Raw genomic sequence first — 19,669 nt, forward strand, 5'->3', positions numbered from 1 at the left:
GCAGGGCCTGATCCCTTTTTCTTCCAGGGCAGCTCAGACCATTTCGGTTCACGAAAATGATCCCGCTCAACACTCGGCGGTCGTCAACCCGAGGTCAGCCAAGGCTCCTGGGAAAGAACGGCCGCAGACGCTCCATCTGTTCGTCCGTCAGCCAAAACAGGTCACTCATTTCCAGTCTCCTCGTAGAGCCTGAAACAGATTTTTCACCTCAGACCAATATGTACTGAGCCTGGCAATCACATGAGAAAAGCCATTTGCTTTGCCGACATCTCTCCCTGCCGCACCAGTTCAAGTCCAGCCACGAATGTCGCAGCAACAGTCGCTCGGCGACTGATGGCTCCAACCGGCTCAGCTGGAGCTCTCGCGGGCATGCAGTCTTTCCATATATTCCGGGCTGTACCTTCTCCTATTTTCTTGCGGACAAGGGCCAGTGCATCTGTCACACGCCAGTATGTGGGCAGGTTGATCCGATAAACAGGAACGGACGTCTCAACCCGTGCCAGTTCCCGCTCCAGCACACCAAGGCAGGCTTCCATCAGACTGAAATACGTCCCCTGCCTTCCTGAAACGCCGCTCTCCACCACTGCCTTGCCCCGCGCAAAAACCAACACGCCAAGTTGTGGCTTCGCCTCCAGCCAGTCTGCCGCCGCGCGCATCCGCAGCAGTTCGTCGATCTGATCCACCGTCCGGCGCGCTTCGTTCTCGGCTGCGTGCTTTTCCACCTGGGTGGCGAACAGCAGCCGCGAGCGCAGGAAAACCAGCCGGGCAATCCAGATCACCCAGTCCGCGCGCTGCATGAGCGGTGTCGTTTGCGCCAGCCGTTCCGCCTCCTCGACAAACTGGTCTGCCAGATCCGCAATGGACAGGACGCCCATATCCAGACGCTGCCGTTCCGCCAGATCCAGCAGCAGGTCAAGCGGCCCGTCAAACCCCTCAACATGGAACTCCGGCACCACCGGACGCGGCAGCCGACGCGGCGGATCACCCCATGCTTCGTCCTCATCAGGCGACATCGGCGGTCTCCCCGGCGTCTGCCGGCACGTAATGGGGCCGGATGCCGAAAACCAGTTCCGGCCAGTCCGCCCGCACCCGCTCCAGCGCCTGCCAGGGCGTCCACTCCGCCGACCAGAAGCTGTAGACCAGCCGGGCGCTGCGGCGGACGCGCTGATCGCGGACGGCTTCGACCTTCACCCGGCGCAACGGCAGCGACGTGCCCCAATGCGCCTGCAGCCAAGCTGCCGCAACGCGGGAGTCCGACCCGGCTTCCAGAACATCGCCAGGAACCGGCACCAGCCGGTGCAGGTCAAAGACACAAGCCGACGTACCCGCCGCCTGATGCTGCAGGGCGATCCGATGCAGGCGCTCGGATGCCTGCCGCAGCAGCCGGGCCAGAGTTACCGCCTGCGCTCCCATGCCCGCCATCGGTGCCAACAGACGGGCCTGTTCGTAGTTGAAATCTACCTGCCAGGGAACGATCCCAGAGCCCTGCGCCGCCACCCGGAACCGGGCCACTGCGTCCACCGGACCGCTCACCGTAACCGTCGTCCGGATCCAGTCCGGGGCCAACATCGCCGTGCACCGACGCGCCGCCGTCCCGACTGAGGACTCTGATGGGCGCGCGGACTTTTTCCGGCGCGCCCGTTGGGCCGGGCGATCAGAACGCCCCAACGCCCGGTCCAGCACGAACCGGACCCCGGGCACCGAGAGCGGGTCACCGACGGTGCCATGCGCGTCGATCCCCCGGAACGCCGCCCCCCACCGCAACTGCGCGGCGTCCCGCCAGGCAGCCCAATGCCGCACCGGACAGACCGCCGGATCCCGGCGCCGCCGCAGCCGACGCAGATGGTGGCGCCCGGACCGGGGCCGCAGCAGGGCGACGGTCATCCCGTCCGTCGTGTCGGTGATGTCGTCGATGGTCAGCCGGGCCAGTGCCTCGGCGCCGATGCCCAGCGTGGCTGCCAGCAGCAGCAGGGCCCGATCGCGCAGGCCGGGCAGGTCGGGCCCGCAGCGGCGCGCGGCGGCCAGCAGGGAAGCCGCATCGACCCCGGCCCCGGTCCGGCGCACCCGGGTGGCGGGCAGAGCGACATCAAGCCCCTCGCCATTGGCGGCGGACCATGCCGTCAGCGCCGCGCGATCCACCACCAGGCTCTGCCGCGGTCGTCCGGCCTTCGCCCGTGCTTCCAGCCACGCTGTCACTACGGCCTGGCCGACTGGAAAACAGCAATCGGCTGTCTGGGTCCCGACGAAAGCGCGCCACGACGCTGCGTAGGCCCGTGCCGTGGCAGGCGAGAGGCCGGTCGGCGGCCGGGCCGCCTGCAGCAGTCGGCCGGTCTCAACCATCCTGACCGGATCCCCGGCTTTCCGCCCTGAAATCCCTGCGGACCGACACCGGGCAGGCATCCAAAGCGGGCAGCCTGCCCACCCTCAGCAGAAAAACGCGCCTCCCGACATCGGCCCGATTAAGGCGGTTATATCTCATACAATACGTCGTATCATGTTAACGGGTTCTGGAGAACAAAAAATCGCCTGATTGATCCTCAAAGGCGCGGTTTTCCAGACTTTCTAGCCTCGCCGCTTCCCGCCGGGCAAAATCCGCCCGAACAGAAGTTTACTTCCGATAAGTTATCTTGTCGGAAGTAGGACAAATCTGGAAATTCCTGCTAGAGCATAATCCGGTCAGTCTGGTTCATATCCAGCGGCGGTGAAGCACGCGGCAGCCTGGCGATGAGAGATATCGTCAATTGCTCCACAGACGGTATTTTGAAGAGCGTCGAGGGTTCGCGGTGCCACCCGTCTGATCCACGCCTTCATTTTGGCGAAGATGTTTTCGATCGGGTTGAAATCAGGACTGTAGGGCGGCAGGAACAACAACCTGGCGCCGACTGCCTCCACAGCCTCGCGGGCAACGGCTCCTTTATGGGCGGGCAGATTGTCCAGAATGACGACGTCTCCCTGCGACAGGGTTGGAACGAGCACCTTGCGGGTATAGGCGGCAAACCATTCGCCGGTCATTGGGCCGTCCAGCATCATCGGTGCTGTCATGCCGGAGAGGCGCAGCCCGCCGATGAACGTCGTGGTTTTCCAGTGCCCGTGGGGCACGGACATTCGACAGCGCGTGCCCCGTTGTGACCGCCCCCGCAGGCGGGCCATCTTCGTTGAGACGGCTGTTTCGTCGATGAAGATCAGACGGGCCGGATCAAGGTCAGGCTGACTGTCAAACCAGGCCTCGCGCCGCTGTGCGACGTCGGGCCGTGTCTGCTCGCTGGCGTGCGCCGTTTTTTTTGATGGTCATGTCGTGACGGTCGAGACAGCGCCAGATCGTGCTCGGCGCAAAGCGGACACCGTGTTCTGCTGCAAGTGTCTCCGCCAGTTCGACAAGGGAAATATCGGCCTTTGTTTCAATCGCGGCCAGCAGGAAGGCTGACCATGCTTCAATCCGGTGAGAACGGCGATCACCGCCCTGTTTAAGCGCATGGTCACGACCGCTGGCCTGCCACTCAGCAACCCAGCGGATAACGCTCGACGAAGACACACCAAAACGAACCGCCGCCGCACGACGGGTCATGCCAGAGGCAACAGCCGCAATCGTGCGGCGGCGAAGGTCAGCAGACAGGGCTCGGGTCATACGGGCCGGCCTCCATACCGGCACATAGTATGAATCAGATTTCGACCAGTATGGGAATCTTAAAATGAACCTATTAGATCGGATTATGCTCTAATTTATCGAAAGGCCCTTAATAAGGAGAATGTCAGGTTTGCCGCGATCCTCTCCGATTCAGGTTCCCCTTAATCAGGAGAAAAATGATCCTTATTAATGCGAAAAAGTACCTTTAATTCGGTTACGCATCATCAGTGCTTCCAGGCAGCAGCCTCCCCCAGCCCGCTATGCTTGGATGACGCCACTGCAAAAAACTCTCTGGACTGAATCGCGTTGCTTTCCTCTCCCCACGGGGCGCCGTCGACTTGTCCCGCCAAGCCCCCTGTCCATCCCGGACAGGGCTGAAGAAAACACTCATTCTGGTCCGTTATGGCGATCTCCTGACAGCTTTACTCCGTCATGGTTGAGCGCAAAACAGCATATGCGATAATCTGACCTGCCCCTCGCCCGTCCCATAACCGAAAGAGAAACGTCAATGATCCGTTTGCGTCCGCTCGTCATTGCCGCATTGCCGTTCCTTATTTCCGGGCATGCACGTGCCCGCATGGTCGACAGGCCAGTTTCGTAGACGTTCGAGGGCGCGCGTTATGACTGCGTCCTAATCTACGACGACACGACTGCCGCGCGGCGGCCGGGTCTTCTGATGGTGCCCGCATGGTTCATGCGTCAACGAGAGCGTGATCCGCAAGGCCGAGGACATCGCAGGGCAACGCTACGTGATCCTGCTGACGGATATGTATGCCGCCGCGATCCGCCCGAAAGACGCCGCTGGCGCACGCGATGCCATATCCCCCTTCTGCTCGCTGACCGTTCCATGATGCGCCGTCGCGTGGCCTTTGCCCTGGCACAGTTCAGGTCGTTTGTATCGCAGGCACCAATCGACACGACCCATCTTGCGCCATCGGTTATTGCTTCGGCGGCGCGGCCGTGCTGGATCTCGCGCGGTCCGGTCCGGTCCGGTCCGGAGATCGCAGCCGTGGTCGCGTTCCACGGCAATCTCTCGACGGATAATCCCGCCCTGGCACATGCGATCCGGGCACGGGTTCTTGCCATGAACGGGGCGGATGATACCTCGACCAGCCCCCAGTTTGACGGCTTCCTGACCGAAATGTACGGCAGCCCTGCCCCGTGGCAGTTTCTCGCCATCGGCCATGCTGTCCATTGCTTCACCGAAAAGGAGGCCGTGGCCTCATCCGGCCTATGCCGGTACGATGCGCAGGCAGATGCCTGGTCAATGCATATGGCTCGACAAAAGTTTCTCCTCGCATTGACGATCCGGGATGAATGTCCCGCTTCGGTCCAGATTGCGAGGAAGAGCGAACCAGATCCGCACCATTTATCTACTGTTGGGAATATCTCGCCTTCATCAGAAAACGGCGGATATGATGCCCGTCTTAGTGAACATTATGGAATGCTGCGGGCCACTCTGGGTTCATACGCAGCATAATCCGTCACGCCGAAGGATCGATAGATTAGACTTCTATCAATCATAAAAATGCGATAGAATGATTGATATAGCCTTGGGGTATCAATCATGCTTTGGAATTGGCAGCTTCCGGACTGGCCACATTTTCACTTCGAGAAAAGCTGTCTGCGAGACGCCGAAACGGAGTTCCTGAAAGGTTCAGGCGTGGTCGTCGGTGCGATGCAGCATCTGGACAAAGACGCCAATCAGCATCTTGTCGTTCAACTCATGTCGCAAGAAACGGTCGAGAGCTCCGCTATTGAAGGCGAGGTGCTTGATCGGGCCAGTGTGCAATCGTCGATTGCGCGACACCTTGGCTTCGCCACAGACAGGCGACGTTCTACGCCAACTGAGGCTGGGGCCGCTGAATTGATGGCGGACCTCTATCGGCATTATGCGGCCCCTTTGACTGACCAGAGTCTCTTTGAGTGGCATGCCATGCTCATGAACGGTCGGCGAGATCTGGATGTCATTGGCAGGTATCGGACGCATGCCGAGGCAATGCAGATTATCTCCGGCCCCATCCATGCGCCGCACATCCACTTCGAAGCCCCGCCATCTCGAAGCGTCCCTTCGGAGATGGCGCAGTTTATCGGCTGGTTTAACAGGACCGCCCCAAGCGGGATCGACCCCTTGCCCGCGATTGAGCGGGCTGCGATTGCGCATCTGTGGTTTGAGACCATTCATCCCTTTGAAGATGGAAATGGTCGCATCGGACGGGCTATTGCTGAAAAAGCATTGGCGCAAACCCTCGCAGCCCCAACGCTGACGGCGTTGGCCGCGACCATCAATACATACAAGAAAGCGTATTATCTCGAACTGCATCGGGCCAGCAAGACGAACCAGATAGAGAACTGGATGGTCTGGTTCTCTCAGGTCGTGTTGGAGGCGCAATCCCGCACGCTTCGGAACATCCGGTTTCTTATTGAGAAAACGCGGTTTCTGGATCGCTTACGCGGAAAACTGAACATTCGTCAGGAGAAGGCCCTGCTTCGAATGCTGGCAGAAGGGCCTGATGGTTTTCAAGGTGGCCTGAGTGCCCAGAATTATCGGTCGATTACAGGGGCGACGTCTGCCACGGCGACGCGTGATCTGGTTGATCTGGTGGCGCTTGATGCTCTTATTCGGACAGGAGAAAACCGGTATGCCCGGTATTCTCTTCGTCTCTGACAAACATGTAGTTTACTGTTCAGCCACGAAAAAACCTTCAAGGTCGCTGCTTATGGACGCGGATAATCTGACAGAGCTCCCGACCGCGCTGGATAGCATTTTCTGCCACGATTAACTGGACGGTGCCAAATAGGTGGTTGGTAAAATAGGATTTCTGTTCCCATTCATGAGGCATTTCGACAAAAATCCCAAAATGCGCTTGTTCCAGAGCCTTTCCACCCTACCTGCCTGTCTGCCCCTCCCCTGCTGCCCGCGTAGCGGTCGGCTCTGTCCTGCCGAACCGATCGCCCAGCCTAGGCCGGGCCAGCGGAAAAGAGGCAGGGGCGACCCCGTTCACCTTTTCTGCACCCAGGGGTCTTCGGACCGGGAAAGCCGGTCATGCTGAGCGACATCCGCATCCTCGGCTCCAGCAGGCGCGCGCAGGCCGCGCTGCACGCCCGCGTTGACCATTTGACACGACAGCGTCTGGCCGAGACACAGGACCCGACGCGCTGGCGCGAAATCCTCTCGACCGCGCGGTTCACCCCGCCCCTGCCCCTGCTTCTGGCGGGCATCGAATTGCCGGACGGGACCTATTCCCCGGATACGCCCCTCGCCCAGGGCGTGCCGTATGCGTCGGCTGCCCAGCAGATGGCTCAGGACCATGTGGCCGATGTCCCATCGGGGTTCGAACTGGCTGTCGGACTGGAAATCGACGACGGTACGCCCAGCTTCCTGGCCTGGTTCCGGCCGATCCAGCCCGTAGGAGCCTGTCCCAAGACGTCAGACGCATCGCCTCCTGCGCCCGTCGGCCAGCCGGCTGCTGCCGTCGCGCAATGGTTTTCCGCCGTCTCGGCACAGCCCGTCCCCGAACATGATGGCCGCCTGGCCACGGCCCGTCAGGCGGCCGATGCCTATATGCACCGCAGCAAGGCCGAAAACACGCTGCGCACCTATCGCGCCGCCGTGCGGTCCTGGTGTCGCTGGGCTGCCGGTCATGCCCTGCCCGCCCTGCCGGCCCGCGGCGAGGATGTTGCCGCCTATCTGGCCGACATGGCGCTGCAGGGCCGCAGGACCAGCACCATCGACCTGCATCGGGCCGCCCTGCGCTACCTGCATCACCTGGCGCAGATTGCCGTACCCACCGCCCACCCGATGGTGACCGCAACGCTTGCCGGCATCCGGCGGGAGGCAAAGGAGACCCTGCCCCGCCAGAAAACCGCGCTCACCTGGGACAGGCTGGTCCGGGTCGTCGAAGCCATCAGTCCACATGATCTGGTCGGTGCGCGGGACCGGGCCATTCTCCTGATCGGTTTTGCTGGCGCGTTCCGGCGCTCCGAACTTGCCGCACTGAAGGTGGACGACATCACGGTGGACGAGGATGGCATGCAGATCCGGCTGGGCCGGTCCAAGGGTGATCCCCAGCGCAAGGGTACTCTGATCGGCATCCCGCGGGGCCTGACCCGGAACTGCCCGGTTCTGGCATACGAGACCTGGCTCCGGCAGGCCGGGATCACGGAAGGTCCGGTCTTCCGGCGCATCTGGTCCGCGCGGGGCCACAGGGCGGGAGTCACTCCCGTCGGAGCCCCGCCCAGGATCGGGCCGCACGCCCTGTCGGACCGGGCGGTCACGGACATCATCCGTAAGCGATGCGGCGACACCCACCTCGAAGGGGACTTTGGCGGGCACAGCCTGCGCCGCGGGGCCATCACCACGGGGGCGAAAGACGGGTATGATCTCCTGGAACTGAAGCGCTTCTCGCGGCACAAAAGCCTTCAGGTCGTCGAGACCTATATCGACGCGGCCAGCATCAAGGCCCGGCACCCGGGAAGATCGAGATTCTGAGCCTGTCTTGACCCCTGCCGCCAGAGCGCTTCAACTCGCCTTCAACCGCAACACGTCAGGGCGGATCAAAGAGAGGAAACAGCGTCATGGGTTCCAGAATTCTTGTTGTCGGCGCAGGCGCCGTGGGTGGGTATTTTGGCGCCCGCATGGCCAGCGCCGGGCATGACGTGACCTTTCTGGTGCGCGAAAGGCGCCTGCAGCAGCTCCGTGCCGGGGGCCTGTGCCTGATCAGTTCCGTTGGCAACGTCACCATGACCCCCCGGATGGTGATGGCCGGTGGGATGGAGGGGCCCTACGACATCATCCTGCTCAGCGTAAAAGCCTATTCCCTGATGGCTGCAATGAACGATTTCGCGCCTGCGGTGGGACCGCAGACACGGATTGTCCCGCTTCTCAACGGCATGCAGCATCTTGATATTCTGGCAGACCGCTTTGGCCCTGCCGCGGTCATGGGAGGCACGTGCTTTATCGTCAGCATGCTTGATGCGCAGGGGCGCATTGTCCAGACCGGTTCTCTGCCCCGTCTTTCGATTGGAGATCGGGTAGGCGGCGATACGCCAGTGACACGCAGTATTGCGGAAGCCCTGTCGGGTTCCGGATTTGAAACGGTGTGTTCCACCCACATCCTGCAGGACATGTGGGACAAATGGGTCCTGCTCGCCGCCCTGGGCAGCATCTGCTGCCTGATGCGCGGAACCGTGGGGGATGTCGCCAGCCAGCCAGCAGGTCAGGCCTTTGCGCAGGCGGTCATCCATGAATGTGCGTCAACGGCGGCGGCGGCTGGTTATCCCCTACGGGATGCCACGCTGAAGGGCACTGTCAGTCTCCTGACGAAAACGGACTCCACCCTGACGTCCTCCATGTTCCGGGATCTGCTGCAGGATGCTCCTGTGGAAGCGCAACAGATTATTGGTGACCTGGTCAGGCGGGCATGCGCGCTTCAGATCCCTACGCCCATCCTGGATCTCACCGATCTGAATCTGCGCGTGTATGAACAACAAAGGCACGCATGAAGAGGCACAGTGCAGATACGACGTCCCAGCGGACATATCCACTTCACAGATCATGCCCGCCTTGCTCAAAGATAATTTCTTCCTGAATGAACAGCCGGAATGGAACGTCTGACTTGGCGGGTAGAACGAACCCGCTGCGCGGGATTGGTGCGATGTGGAGGTCTGTCACCACGCCGTGAGCGATCTGTTTTATTTGGAACTGTCCTGATCGGGCCAAGCACTCTGGCTTCTTCCCACCAGAAGGAGCCGGATGATGACAGAGTCCCTGTGCATTGCTGCAATCAGTCCCCTTCGCCAGCGCCTGCTTGATGACATGGCGGTGCGGCGGTTCTCCCGGGAGACGCAGCGCAATTACCTTCGCGATGTCGGCCGTTTCGCCACGTTTCTAGGCCGCTCACCCCACACGGCAACAGTCGAGGATGTGCGCCAGTTTCAGATTGCGCAGAACGCGGCTGGCATGCCGACACCGACCATGAACGCCATCGTGTCGGCGCTGTGGTTTTTCTTCACCCAGACGCTCGACCGCCCCGACCTTGCACGCAAGTTGGTCCGGGTAGCGCAGCCCCGCAACCTGCCCGTCGTGCTGAGCCGTGATGAAGTTGCCCGTCTGCTCAACGCGACCGTATGCCTCAAGCATCAGGCCGCCCTGTCGGTCGCCTATGGGGCAGGCCTGCGGGTGGCCGAGGTCGCCGCTCTCAAGATCAGTGATATCGACAGCGAGCGCATGCTGCTCAGGGTCGAACGGGGCAAAGGGGGACGATATCGCAACGCCATGCTTCCGGCAGACCTTCTGCCCCTGCTGCGGGAGTGGTGGAAGGCCGGACGCCAGCAGGGCGTGATGCATTCGGGTGGCTGGCTTTTTCCCGGGCAGGACACCATGAGGCCCATCAGCACACGGCAGCTCCATCGCGTGGTTGTCGATGCCGCGCGGGCTGCTTCGATCACCAGACGTGTGGGGCCTCATACCCTGCGGCATAGCTTTGCCACGCACCTGCTTGAGGATGGTGTCGATGTCCGCGTGATCCAGGTCCTGCTGGGTCATTCCCGCCTGGAGACCACGGCCCTTTATACAAAGGTTGCGACACGGACCGTGCGGGCCGTTATCAGTCCGCTCGACAGGCTGGGCATGCTGACGACGGCGCAGGCAAGGCCCGACGGCTGATCCCGGAGCAGGGGCGGTCATGTCCGCCTCGCTCGCACTGGGGGACATCTTCCGGGCTGCCGGTCCTGCCTGGCGGGCAGCCCATATCGGCCGTCTCCCCCTGCAGCAGCTCAAGGTCATGTCGGCGATCGAACATTGTCGCACCGCAGCCCTTGGTGGCCATGTCGCGGCCTGTGGGGACTGCGGACACTGGCGCATTGCCTATAACAGTTGTCGCAACCGCCATTGTCCGCGCTGCCAGGGGAACGCCGCACGGACATGGCTGGCCGAACGCGAGGCCGATCTGCTGCCGGTCGGGTATTTCCATGTCGTCTTCACCTTGCCGGCGCGGATCGCCGACATCGCGCTCCAGAACAAGGCCGTTCTCTACGCCCTGCTGTTCCAGGCCGCCTCGGAGACGATGATGACGATCGCCGCCGATCCCCGGCATCTGGGTGCCCGCATCGGCATCACCGCCGTGCTGCACAGCTGGGGGTCGGCGCTGACCCACCATCCCCATGTGCACATGATCGTGCCGGGTGGCGGTCTCTCGCCCGATGGCCAGCGCTGGATCTCGTCGCGCCCGGCCTTCCTCCTGCCCGTTCGCGTGCTGGGCAAGCTGTTCCGCCGCCTGTTCCTGACCCGGCTGCGCGCACTTTTCGATGCCGACCGGCTGGTCTTCCGGGGCCATCTTGCCCCTCTGGCAGAGCGTCGTGCCTTTCTGCGGTATCTGGCTCCTGTGCGCAGCAGGCGCTGGGTCGTCTACGCCAAACCGCCTTTTGCCGGTCCCAAAGCGGTGCTGGCCTACCTGTCGCGCTATACCCACCGCGTCGCTATCTCGAACCGCCGCCTCCTGGCGTTCAACGAAAACGGTGTGACGTTCCGCTACAAGGACTACCGGCGGGACACGGCCCACCAGCAGCAGGTCATGACACTCGCCACGGATGAGTTCATCCGCCGCTTCATGCTGCATGTCCTGCCACGGGGATTTCATCGCATCCGCCATTATGGCCTGCTGGCCAGTTCCAGCCGCAAGGCCAGCCTCGCCCGGGTGCGGGAATTGCTGAATGTCATATCCACACCAGCGCCAGAAGTCCCGGAAGCCGAACCGGTCACGCCACCGCCGTGCCCATGCTGTGGTGGTCCGATGGTCGTCATCCAGATCCTTCCCCGATGGTGCCAGCCTCGAGGGCCGCCACAGGCGAGTGATCCAACCAAGGGATCACCATGACAGCCCGCAGATACGACAGCATGACCGATCCCGATGTCGGAGTGGCTCCGCGCCGGCAAACCGAGGCTCCTGTACGCATCACTGAAAAAATCGGGAAAATCGCTGCCTGCACCGCCAGTTCTGACATCGCGTCATGCAGATCCGGTCACAAAAACCCGTTCCAGTTCCACAAACGCACCTGTATGCTCTGGCTCAGGCTCTCTCACGGGGTGGCGCCAGTTGCAAATTCTCCATAACTGAGTCCCGGTGTCGCGGGTTCGGTCTTCCCAGACTTTCGTACGCCTCGCGGCGCCCGAAACCCTTCAGGGGAAGCCGAATGTCTGCTTCAGAACTGGCCTGATCATAAACTGCCACCATGGGAGCACGTATAGTCCTTGAATTTTCCATGAGGATTTTTCAGATTCTGACACGTGAGGATGAGGCCGCATAACTATTTCGGGTAATCTTCCGTCAAATGCAGAATCGACTGGCTGCGAAAAAAGTCAGGAGAACTAATTATCAAACGGAGAAAGTGCTTCAATAATTCGGCATTCTGAAATATTACCTCCCCCGCATGATTCTATCATCGTAGAAAGTTCATGGCGCAATGCGATGAGATCCGCAATTTTGCGCTCAATTTCTGCCATATGGTCACGAGCAATTCTATCAACTGTCTTACAATCCTGGGTTCCCTGATCCGTTAGGGATAATAGAGCTCTTACCTGGTCTAATGAAAAACCCAGATCCCGAGATCGACGAATAAAAGACAGTCTCGCGAGTGCCTCATCATCATAAGTGCGATAATTGCCATCGGTCCGCTGTGGCGGAGCCAGAAGACCGATCCGTTCGTAATAGCGGATCGTCTCGACTTTGGTATTCGTCGCCTTCCCCAAGGCACCAATCGATCGCATTCCCTGCCTCTTGACCCTGTAGTTGCTACAGGGAGCATACATTAAAACAGATGATTCGTCAGGGAGGCGCTGGATGGCAGGAGGATGCTGTGGTGGATGCACAGATACGCCGCTACCAATCAATAAATCATGGCGGAGAGCGCTCCTGATCGCGCTTTTTCTCAATGCCAGCATGTTTGCCGTTGAAGCTGGGGCTGGCGTGTCGGTTGGATCTGCATCCGTACAGGCGGACGCGATTGATTTCCTTGGCGACAGCGCCAACTACGCAATAAGCCTCAGTGTTGCCGGAATGGCATTGCGATGGCGAGCTGGCGCGGCCTTTCTGAAAGGCCTGACCCTGTTCATGGCTGGGCTATGGGTAATGGCCAATGCTGGGTGGATAGTAATGAACAGCAACCATCCGCCTCACCCAGACGCAATGGGCGGCATTGGTCTGCTTGCCCTCGCGGTCAATCTGGCCTGTGCCCTCATATTATGGACACACCGGAAAGGTGATGCCAACCGCCGTTCTGTATGGATCTGCTCTCGTAATGATGCGATCGGAAATGTTGCCGTTGTGCTGGCAGCTCTGGGCGTGTTTGGCACTCGTTCTGCGTGGCCGGATATTGCGGTAGCTGCCATCCTTGCGATGCTTGGTATTAGTGGAGGTGTGCAGATTATGCGACAATCGAGAGTAGAACTAACAGATAACAAATCAGATATATCACGACATATCAATGTATAAATCATATAATACTCTAGAATATATTAAGCAGGTAAGGAGACGCACACGCTATAATGCGGCATTCATTCTCCTGATTTTTCCCCTGCTCTGTGGCTGTACAAATAGTGATCACTCAAATATTTCGCCGGAATCAGATGTCCAGAAATTTTCCAGCCGTCAATTTACGGATGCCGGATTGCAAGAATTCATTACAAAAGTTCTCGGACCAAACGTATCGAGTCAGGAAAACGCATGGGGCATCACTCGCCTGACGCTTGCTACCTTGTATTTTCATCCCGATATCCTTGTAGCTAAAGCTGAACTGGAAACGGCTCGCGCTGGAATCAAGACAGCCGGTCAACTGCCCAATCCCAGTTTCACGGTGCTGGGTGGCCCATCGGCTCATTACGTCGGCTACGGCGCGTCAATACTGATCGAATTTTTCGGCAGGCGTTATCACCGTATCAAAGAAGCCAGATATCGGGCTGCCGTCGCGCAATGGGAAGTCATCAATACTGCATGGAAACTACGCAGCGACACGCGGTCTGCTCTTCTCGGCGTCTGGGCTGTATCCGGGCGCCTCAAGCTTGTGGAAGAGACTGCGGCAGCTAAACGCGAACTCTTTACCCTGGAACAGGCACGTTTTGATCAGGGGCGAGCATCCGCTCTCGAAATATCGCAGGTACGGACGGAAATGATCCATGCCGAGTTGTCTGTCAGTGATCTGCGGCGCGAGTATGCCGTCCGTAAGGCAGCTCTGGCAGGAGCAATCGGGGTTCCTGCCGAAGCACTTGATTCCATTGCTCTTGATACAAAAGCATTTGATGTCTGTCCCGACCTCATGGAATACCGCGATTCACAGGACATGAGATACCAAGCCGTAATGCAACGCGCGGATCTGCGGGAACTTCTTGCGTCTTATGACGCCGCCCGACAGGCTCTACGGGTCGAAGTTTCCCGACGCTATCCCGATGTCACCATCAGTCCCGCCTATAACTGGGATATTTCAAATCGCTTTGAGGTAAATCCCTCTCTGCAAATTCCGATTTTCAATCAGAACGAAGGCCCCATAGCTGAAGCTGTTGGGCAGGAGCATGAGGCGGCGGCTCGTCTCCGGCGTGCAGAGAACACGGTGTTTAAGTCCATCTCGCAGGCTACGGCCAATTACCGCGGCACGACATCAATTCTGCTACAGGCGGATGAACTTGCCAAAACCGTACGGGTAAGGCTGAACCAGATGCAGCACCGCCTTCAGTCAGGCGCAATCGACCGACCAACGATGGTTATGACTCATATAGAGCAGATTCAAGCAGAGACCGCTCTTCTTGAAGCAGAAATTCAGCAACGGCAAGCCATAGGTCAGATCGAAGATGGCATGCAGCAGCCCATTTTTGATCACACCAGTGCCGCGCAGGTTTCCGGCCTGCTTGAAAATAACCAAAGGAACTCACCATGAAAGCGAGGGCCTTCTGGCTGCCTCTTGTAGGTCTTTCTGTCTTCCTAGTTCTAAACGTGGCGGACATTGCTATTGCAGATGATGATGATCCACCAGTTTCGGTTCTTGGCGAAGAGGCGACCGTGACGGTCTCCCCGGAAGCAGTTACGAAGAGTGGTATCGCTTCTGCACGACCCAGCATCGTGCCTTGGAGAAAGTTGGTTCCCGCCTATGGTTACGTTCTGAACGCAACACAACTTATCACTCTTGTTAGTGATTATGCTGACATGAAAGCGCGGCTGGAGAGCATGCAGGCACAGCAGACGCTTGCCCGTGCGAAACTCGATCGTGACAAAGGACTGTATCGCGACCGGCAGAATATCTCTCAGGAACAATTCCAGGAGACAACAGCCAGATTTCAGTCCAACTCAGCTATGGTAAAAGCAGAACAGGTCCGGGTGAATAACGCACTTAATATTATCAGACAGCAATTTGGTTCGGTCATATCTGACGCTACCGAAAAAAATACAATTTTCATTACACAGTTACTTCAACAACAAGTGGTCTTGGTCAAGGTGACCCTTCCACCAGATACGGATCTACCAACCCCACCAAGTCAGGCGGATGTGACCGATTATGGAAACACGGGTGGACACGGGACAATGCTCCACTATTTGTCTCCTGTAACCATGACCGATCCTGCTATTCAGGGGCGTAGCTTTTTCTATTTTGCGTCGGCTGAAAGTCAGCTTGTCGCGGGCATGAATGTTTCCGTTCTCCTGCCTACCGAAGAGGAACGTCCCGGTATCCGGATACCTGCATCAGCTATTATCTGGCTGCAAGGTAAGTCGTGGATATACCGTGATAACGGACACGGAAAATTTACACGCCTACCCCTTACGACCGACGTGCCGGACCGAGAAGGTGGCTACCTGATCCAAGATACTCCAGGACAAATCACACACGAAACGCAAATCGTCGTAGAGGGTACGCAATTACTTCTGTCTGAAGAATTCCGAGCTCAGCTTGAATCAGGAGACGATGACGACTGATGACGGGACGTTCTTTCAGCCTTCAGGCAGCTATTATCGGGTTTTCGATCCGCTTCCGGGGCGTGGTTATCGCAACCGCATGTCTGTTGTTCTTCTATGGCCTGTATGGCTTGAGACATGCCAGCTATGATGTGTTTCCGGAATTCATTCCGCCACGGGTCACGATCCAGACCGAAGCCGCTGGTTTTACGCCGGAACAGGTCGAAACATTGGTTAGTCGCCCAATGGAAATTGCCCTGACCGGCCTCCCGGGTATTCAGCGCGTGCAATCGACTTCGATTCAGGGACTGTCAGTCGTCAACGTCCTGTTTGCGACATCGACCGATATTTATCGCGCCCGGCAACTGGTCGGGGAACAAATGAATGTTGTTGCACAGCAATTGCCAGCCGGTGTTCATGCTCCGACTATGACGCCACTGACCTCATCCGCCGGTCTGGTACTGGTGATTGGTCTGACGTCGGAACAACAGTCCCTCATGCAGTTGCGCACGCTTACTGACTGGTCATTAAGGCCGCGTCTGCTGGCGTTGCCTGGTGTGGCTGGAGTCAGTGTGTTTGGCGGGGAGCGTCGGTCACTCCAGATACAGGTACATCCAGACCAACTCATCTTGCATCATATCGGACTTGATGACGTCCTTGCGGCTGCCCAGGAAGCAACTGGCATACAGGGGGCCGGCTTTATTGATACCCCGAACCAAAGAGTCGTTCTTCAGTCTGACGGTCAGGCCCTGACGCCAGAAAGTCTGGCCCGCACTGTGATTGTCCGCTCTGATAATGGTGCTGTCACACTGGGCAGTATTGCCACTGTAACTGAAGCCCCTATTCCCGCCTTCGGCGCGGCCAGTATCGAGGGAAAGACAGGCATTGTGGTTAATATATGGGAACAGTACGGTGCCAATACGATGGCTGTGACCCGGGAAATCGAGGCGGCACTTACCGATTTCCGCCCGCAATTGCAGGGACAGGGGATTACATTGCATGCTGACCTGTTCCGACCCGCCAATTTCATTACGACCGCATTGGGGAATGCCACACGAGCATTGCTTCTGGGCGGTTTTCTAGTGGTTGCCGTAATCTTTCTTTTCCTTTTTGACCTGCGAACCGCTGCAATCTGTTGCGCCACCATACCTTTGGCTATTCTGATAGCCCTGTCGTTGCTGGAGACACTCGGGGTTACTTTGAATGCCATGACCCTGGGGGGGCTTGCTATCGCCATCGGCGAGGTCGTGGATGACGCCGTGATCGGGGTCGAAAATGTTACACGCCGATTGCGTGAAAACCGGCTTCTGGTCCAGCCCGCATCTACAGCGCGCGTCGTACTCGATGCATGCGTTGAAGTCCGCAGTGCAGTGGTTTACGCGACCTTTGCTGTCATTATCGTTTTCTTGCCTGTCATCGCCCTTCCCGGACTTTCGGGACGACTGTTTGCTCCACTGGCAACAGCTTATGTTCTTGCGGTCATGGCTTCTCTTGCCGCTGCTGTAACCGTTGTACCTGCACTCTGCGCATGGCTCTTGGCGACGCCTGGAGAAACCCGGAGAGAGCCCCCCCTGGCAGGATGGACCGCCAGAGCTTATGAATGTCTTCTGGCCAGATTAATGCGCCATCCCCGATTTGTTATAGGCGGGATGATCCTGACCACCTTGATAGGGTTTGCGGCCCTTCCATTCCTTGAAAGCGATTTCATTCCTGATTTCAAGGAAGGTCACCTTATCATTCATATGACGGCTGCTCCGGGGACTTCCCTGGAACAGTCTCTGAAATTAGGTAGACAGGTTACAGAAAAACTTCGTCAGCTTCCCGAAATCCGTTCGGTTGCTCAGAGAGTCGGACGCGCCTCGCTGGATGAGGACACGTATGGACCACATACCAGCGAGTTTGAGGTTGATTTGAATCAGGTGGATGGGAAGGCTTCCCGACAGATTGATGCCCGCGTTCGCAAAGCGCTTGACGGGTTCGTTGGGGCCAGTTTTTCTGTCAGTAGTTTTTTGACGATGCGCGTAAACGAAACCCTTTCTGGTTCGTCTTCGGCTGTGGCAATCAATATTATTGGCGATGATCTGGATGTATTGGATATCCAGGCAAATAATATTGTCCGCATGTTGCATCAGATACATGGCGCAACAGATGTCCGGATAGAAGCACCCCCTGGTGTTCCGGAACTTGCTATTCGGCTACGCCCTGCTGATCTGGAGCGCTGGGGGCTTCGGTCGGCGGATGTACTCCGATCCATCCATACAGCCTGGCAGGGTGAAACCGTGGGGCAGATATACGAGCGTTCTGCGGCTTTTAATGTTATGGTTCGTCTTGATGACGCAAGTCGTAATGATGTTGCGTCTGTCGGCTTCCTGCCACTGCATACTGTTCACGGAAACTACGTACCACTCCGCGCTGTCGCAGACATATATGAGACGAACGGTCGCTATCAGGTGTCACATCTGGGAGCACAGAGAACACAGACTGTCACCGCAAATGTTACAGGACGATCAGCTCAATCTTTCGTTCAGGACGCACGCACGGCTATAGCAAAAAATATCAAACTGCCTCTTGGAACCTACGTTCAGTTTACATCCGCAGCGGAAGCTGAATCACAATCACGCAAGGAACTGTTTATAAATTCCGGGCTCGCTGCCATAGCGGTCATGATTCTGCTCTCAATAATCACACAAGGATGGCGCAATCTCGCTCTGATACTCGTCAATCTTCCCTTCGCATTTGTCGGCGGCATTCTGGCAATCATTGTTTCCGGCACAACGCTAACTCTTGGGGCAACAGTCGGCTTCGTTACTCTATTCGGGATTACGCTTCGGAATTCGGTGATGATGATTTCGCATTTTGAGACTTTGGTCGAGCGGGAACATCTCACATGGGGAGTAACAACAGCGCTCCGGGGGGCCAGAGACCGCGTCGTCCCCGTACTCATGACATCGCTCGTTACGGCGCTTGGACTGGCGCCTCTGGCTGTTGATATGAATGCGCCTGGGCGGGAAATCGAAGGACCTATGGCAGCTGTCATTCTTGGAGGGCTCATGACATCAATGATACTTAACCTGTTTGTTTTGCCTATTCTTGCTGTCAAATTTGGTAGTTTTTCTGAAAACGAAACGGGAGTTCCGGAAACCTTGTTCAAGTGACAGGTATGGGCCACTGCTGCACAGAACTACTTGAAGATTATGTCCGATATGCCAATAGAACCCAGAATGAAAACTGCTTCCGTATCACGCTCGGCCACCATTCGGTCTGGCTCGACCTTCTGGTTGGGTTCGGAATTGCCTTCATGAATCTTGACGCTGTCCAGAAAATCTGGATTGCCGCCCGCACCGAACATCATCGTGTCAAGGCCGAAAACCGAAAGCATCGTTGCCCGATCCAAATGATTTATACTCCCTGCCCAGTGGCTTCGGGCGTGTCTTGCTACGGCCAACCTAAGCGCCTGTATTCTTGCTGGTTATTTCCCATAACGATCACCCCACTCTCGGCTCCAAGTGATAGCGGGGGACTGCGCGGACTATGTCCGTTATGCGAAAGGCGAGCCAACCCACTTTTATGTCCGACATGAGGCGGAAGCCGACATGGAGGCATCGCTCCGTCATGCAAAACTACCCGCAAGCCACTCCCTGAGCTTCGACCACCGTCGCCTGCCACCCTGATTGCGCACGGCGATAGCAAGCGCCTTCTTCTGGCCCACGAGCACGACGAGCTTCCGCCCCCGTGTGACGCCGGTGTAGAGCAGGTTCCGCGCCAGCATGGCGTAATGCTGCGTCACCAGCGGAATCACCACCGCCGGGTATTCCGAGCCCTGGCTCTTGTGGATGGTGGTGGCGTAGGCCAGCACCAGTTCGTCCAACTCGCCGAAGCCATAAACGACATCCCGTCCATCGAATGAGACCGTCAGTTCGCCCTCTTCCACATCGATCCTGCCGATAACGCCGAGGTCTCCATTGAAGACATCCCGGTCATAATCGTTGGCGATCTGCATCACCTTGTCGTAAGCATCCGGCGGGAGACGCGGGCGTATTCAGGCGGCGATGGTATTGTGGACCTGCTGGTGGGCTTTCCAGTGCCAGGGCAGGAGTTCATGGAGGCG

At 58.2% G+C, this 19,669-nt stretch carries 16 protein-coding genes and 2 pseudogenes; 11 read left to right on the plus strand and 7 right to left on the minus strand.

Going from position 1 to position 19,669, the window contains the following annotated elements:
* Positions 1-34 precede the first annotated feature (34 nt).
* From CFR79_RS13315 to CFR79_RS13330, 4 genes and pseudogenes are all read right to left on the minus strand, one after another.
* A pseudogene (locus CFR79_RS13315) lies at positions 35-169 on the minus strand (transposase); the annotation flags it as partial.
* Between the two features lie 67 nt (positions 170-236).
* Entirely contained in the window at positions 237-1,013 is a 777-nt protein-coding gene (locus tag CFR79_RS13320) for a segregation and condensation protein A (RefSeq protein WP_110548221.1), read from the minus strand.
* Positions 1,003-2,340 (minus strand): site-specific integrase, encoded by a 1,338-nt coding sequence (locus tag CFR79_RS13325; protein WP_181417445.1) that lies wholly within the window; start codon positions 2,338-2,340, stop codon positions 1,003-1,005. The genes CFR79_RS13320 and CFR79_RS13325 overlap by 11 nt, the downstream gene beginning before the upstream one ends.
* Positions 2,341-2,676: 336 nt before the next feature.
* A protein-coding gene (locus CFR79_RS13330) for an IS630 family transposase (protein WP_258373606.1) occupies positions 2,677-3,625 on the minus strand; the annotation gives its coding sequence in 2 pieces (ribosomal slippage) (positions 2,677-3,286 and positions 3,285-3,625; 951 coding nt in all).
* Between the two features lie 710 nt (positions 3,626-4,335).
* Between CFR79_RS13330 and CFR79_RS16030 the strand changes: the two genes are divergently transcribed.
* The 7 genes from CFR79_RS16030 to CFR79_RS13360 all read left to right on the plus strand — a co-directional run bounded on the left by CFR79_RS16030 (position 4,336) and on the right by CFR79_RS13360 (position 11,502).
* Complete coding sequence (locus tag CFR79_RS16030; protein ID WP_199858430.1) at positions 4,336-4,476, plus strand: hypothetical protein; 141 nt, start codon at positions 4,336-4,338, stop codon at positions 4,474-4,476.
* Positions 4,473-5,105, plus strand: a complete 633-nt coding sequence (locus tag CFR79_RS16035) for a dienelactone hydrolase family protein (RefSeq protein ID WP_199858431.1) — start codon at positions 4,473-4,475, stop codon at positions 5,103-5,105. Before CFR79_RS16030 ends, CFR79_RS16035 begins: the two co-directional genes overlap by 4 nt.
* An 87-nt stretch (positions 5,106-5,192) precedes the next feature.
* The gene (locus CFR79_RS13340; protein ID WP_039733392.1) at positions 5,193-6,293 is read left to right on the plus strand and encodes a Fic family protein; all 1,101 of its coding nucleotides are present in this window, start codon (positions 5,193-5,195) and stop codon (positions 6,291-6,293) included.
* 378 nt (positions 6,294-6,671) lie between these two features.
* Complete coding sequence (locus CFR79_RS13345; protein ID WP_110548222.1) at positions 6,672-8,117, plus strand: tyrosine-type recombinase/integrase; 1,446 nt, start codon at positions 6,672-6,674, stop codon at positions 8,115-8,117.
* An 86-nt stretch (positions 8,118-8,203) separates the two neighbouring features.
* Positions 8,204-9,130: a ketopantoate reductase family protein gene (locus CFR79_RS13350; protein ID WP_110548223.1), complete on the plus strand. Its 927-nt coding sequence runs from the start codon at positions 8,204-8,206 to the stop codon at positions 9,128-9,130.
* Between the two features lie 250 nt (positions 9,131-9,380).
* Positions 9,381-10,292: a tyrosine-type recombinase/integrase gene (locus tag CFR79_RS13355; RefSeq protein ID WP_110548224.1), complete on the plus strand. Its 912-nt coding sequence runs from the start codon at positions 9,381-9,383 to the stop codon at positions 10,290-10,292.
* 19 nt (positions 10,293-10,311) lie between these two features.
* Entirely contained in the window at positions 10,312-11,502 is a 1,191-nt protein-coding gene (locus tag CFR79_RS13360; RefSeq protein ID WP_054207011.1) for an IS91 family transposase, read from the plus strand.
* 491 nt (positions 11,503-11,993) lie between these two features.
* Here the strand turns inward: CFR79_RS13360 and CFR79_RS13365 are convergent, their stop codons facing one another.
* The gene (locus CFR79_RS13365; RefSeq protein ID WP_003618791.1) at positions 11,994-12,392 is read right to left on the minus strand and encodes a MerR family transcriptional regulator; all 399 of its coding nucleotides are present in this window, start codon (positions 12,390-12,392) and stop codon (positions 11,994-11,996) included.
* A 73-nt stretch (positions 12,393-12,465) separates the two neighbouring features.
* Between CFR79_RS13365 and CFR79_RS13370 the strand changes: the two genes are divergently transcribed.
* The 4 genes from CFR79_RS13370 to CFR79_RS13385 are packed head-to-tail and all read left to right on the plus strand — an operon-like array spanning position 12,466 to position 18,716.
* Entirely contained in the window at positions 12,466-13,116 is a 651-nt protein-coding gene (locus CFR79_RS13370; protein ID WP_010516881.1) for a cation transporter, read from the plus strand.
* Positions 13,109-14,551: a TolC family protein gene (locus tag CFR79_RS13375; RefSeq protein ID WP_019088956.1), complete on the plus strand. Its 1,443-nt coding sequence runs from the start codon at positions 13,109-13,111 to the stop codon at positions 14,549-14,551. The genes CFR79_RS13370 and CFR79_RS13375 overlap by 8 nt, the downstream gene beginning before the upstream one ends.
* Positions 14,548-15,582: an efflux RND transporter periplasmic adaptor subunit gene (locus CFR79_RS13380; protein WP_034932598.1), complete on the plus strand. Its 1,035-nt coding sequence runs from the start codon at positions 14,548-14,550 to the stop codon at positions 15,580-15,582. Before CFR79_RS13375 ends, CFR79_RS13380 begins: the two co-directional genes overlap by 4 nt.
* Positions 15,582-18,716, plus strand: a complete 3,135-nt coding sequence (locus CFR79_RS13385; protein WP_034932600.1) for an efflux RND transporter permease subunit — start codon at positions 15,582-15,584, stop codon at positions 18,714-18,716. The genes CFR79_RS13380 and CFR79_RS13385 overlap by 1 nt, the downstream gene beginning before the upstream one ends.
* A gap of 26 nt (positions 18,717-18,742) precedes the next feature.
* Here CFR79_RS13385 and CFR79_RS13390 read toward each other — a convergent pair whose 3' ends face one another.
* Together CFR79_RS13390 and CFR79_RS13395 are read right to left on the minus strand one after the other, a co-directional pair.
* Positions 18,743-18,940: a hypothetical protein gene (locus tag CFR79_RS13390; RefSeq protein ID WP_010516885.1), complete on the minus strand. Its 198-nt coding sequence runs from the start codon at positions 18,938-18,940 to the stop codon at positions 18,743-18,745.
* Between the two features lie 231 nt (positions 18,941-19,171).
* Positions 19,172-19,570, minus strand: a pseudogene (locus tag CFR79_RS13395) (ATP-dependent DNA helicase); the annotation flags it as partial.
* Between the last annotated feature and the right edge of the window lie 99 nt (positions 19,571-19,669).

Source organism: Komagataeibacter saccharivorans, from assembly GCF_003207825.1.
Taxonomy (GTDB): domain Bacteria; phylum Pseudomonadota; class Alphaproteobacteria; order Acetobacterales; family Acetobacteraceae; genus Komagataeibacter; species Komagataeibacter saccharivorans.

Excerpts from the sequence above, each read along its gene's own strand:
- CFR79_RS13320 (WP_110548221.1), bottom strand. The coding sequence starts at position 1,013 with ATGTCGCCTGATGAGGACGAAGCATGGGGTGATCCGCCGCGTCGGCTG.
- CFR79_RS13325 (WP_181417445.1), bottom strand. The coding sequence starts at position 2,340 with ATGGTTGAGACCGGCCGACTGCTGCAGGCGGCCCGGCCGCCGACCGGC.
- CFR79_RS16035 (WP_199858431.1), top strand. The coding sequence starts at position 4,473 with ATGATGCGCCGTCGCGTGGCCTTTGCCCTGGCACAGTTCAGGTCGTTT.
- CFR79_RS13340 (WP_039733392.1), top strand. The coding sequence starts at position 5,193 with ATGCTTTGGAATTGGCAGCTTCCGGACTGGCCACATTTTCACTTCGAG.
- CFR79_RS13345 (WP_110548222.1), top strand. The coding sequence starts at position 6,672 with ATGCTGAGCGACATCCGCATCCTCGGCTCCAGCAGGCGCGCGCAGGCC.
- CFR79_RS13350 (WP_110548223.1), top strand. The coding sequence starts at position 8,204 with ATGGGTTCCAGAATTCTTGTTGTCGGCGCAGGCGCCGTGGGTGGGTAT.
- CFR79_RS13355 (WP_110548224.1), top strand. The coding sequence starts at position 9,381 with ATGATGACAGAGTCCCTGTGCATTGCTGCAATCAGTCCCCTTCGCCAG.
- CFR79_RS13360 (WP_054207011.1), top strand. The coding sequence starts at position 10,312 with ATGTCCGCCTCGCTCGCACTGGGGGACATCTTCCGGGCTGCCGGTCCT.
- CFR79_RS13365 (WP_003618791.1), bottom strand. The coding sequence starts at position 12,392 with ATGCGATCGATTGGTGCCTTGGGGAAGGCGACGAATACCAAAGTCGAG.
- CFR79_RS13370 (WP_010516881.1), top strand. The coding sequence starts at position 12,466 with ATGGCAGGAGGATGCTGTGGTGGATGCACAGATACGCCGCTACCAATC.
- CFR79_RS13375 (WP_019088956.1), top strand. The coding sequence starts at position 13,109 with ATGTATAAATCATATAATACTCTAGAATATATTAAGCAGGTAAGGAGA.
- CFR79_RS13380 (WP_034932598.1), top strand. The coding sequence starts at position 14,548 with ATGAAAGCGAGGGCCTTCTGGCTGCCTCTTGTAGGTCTTTCTGTCTTC.
- CFR79_RS13385 (WP_034932600.1), top strand. The coding sequence starts at position 15,582 with ATGACGGGACGTTCTTTCAGCCTTCAGGCAGCTATTATCGGGTTTTCG.
- CFR79_RS13390 (WP_010516885.1), bottom strand. The coding sequence starts at position 18,940 with ATGCTTTCGGTTTTCGGCCTTGACACGATGATGTTCGGTGCGGGCGGC.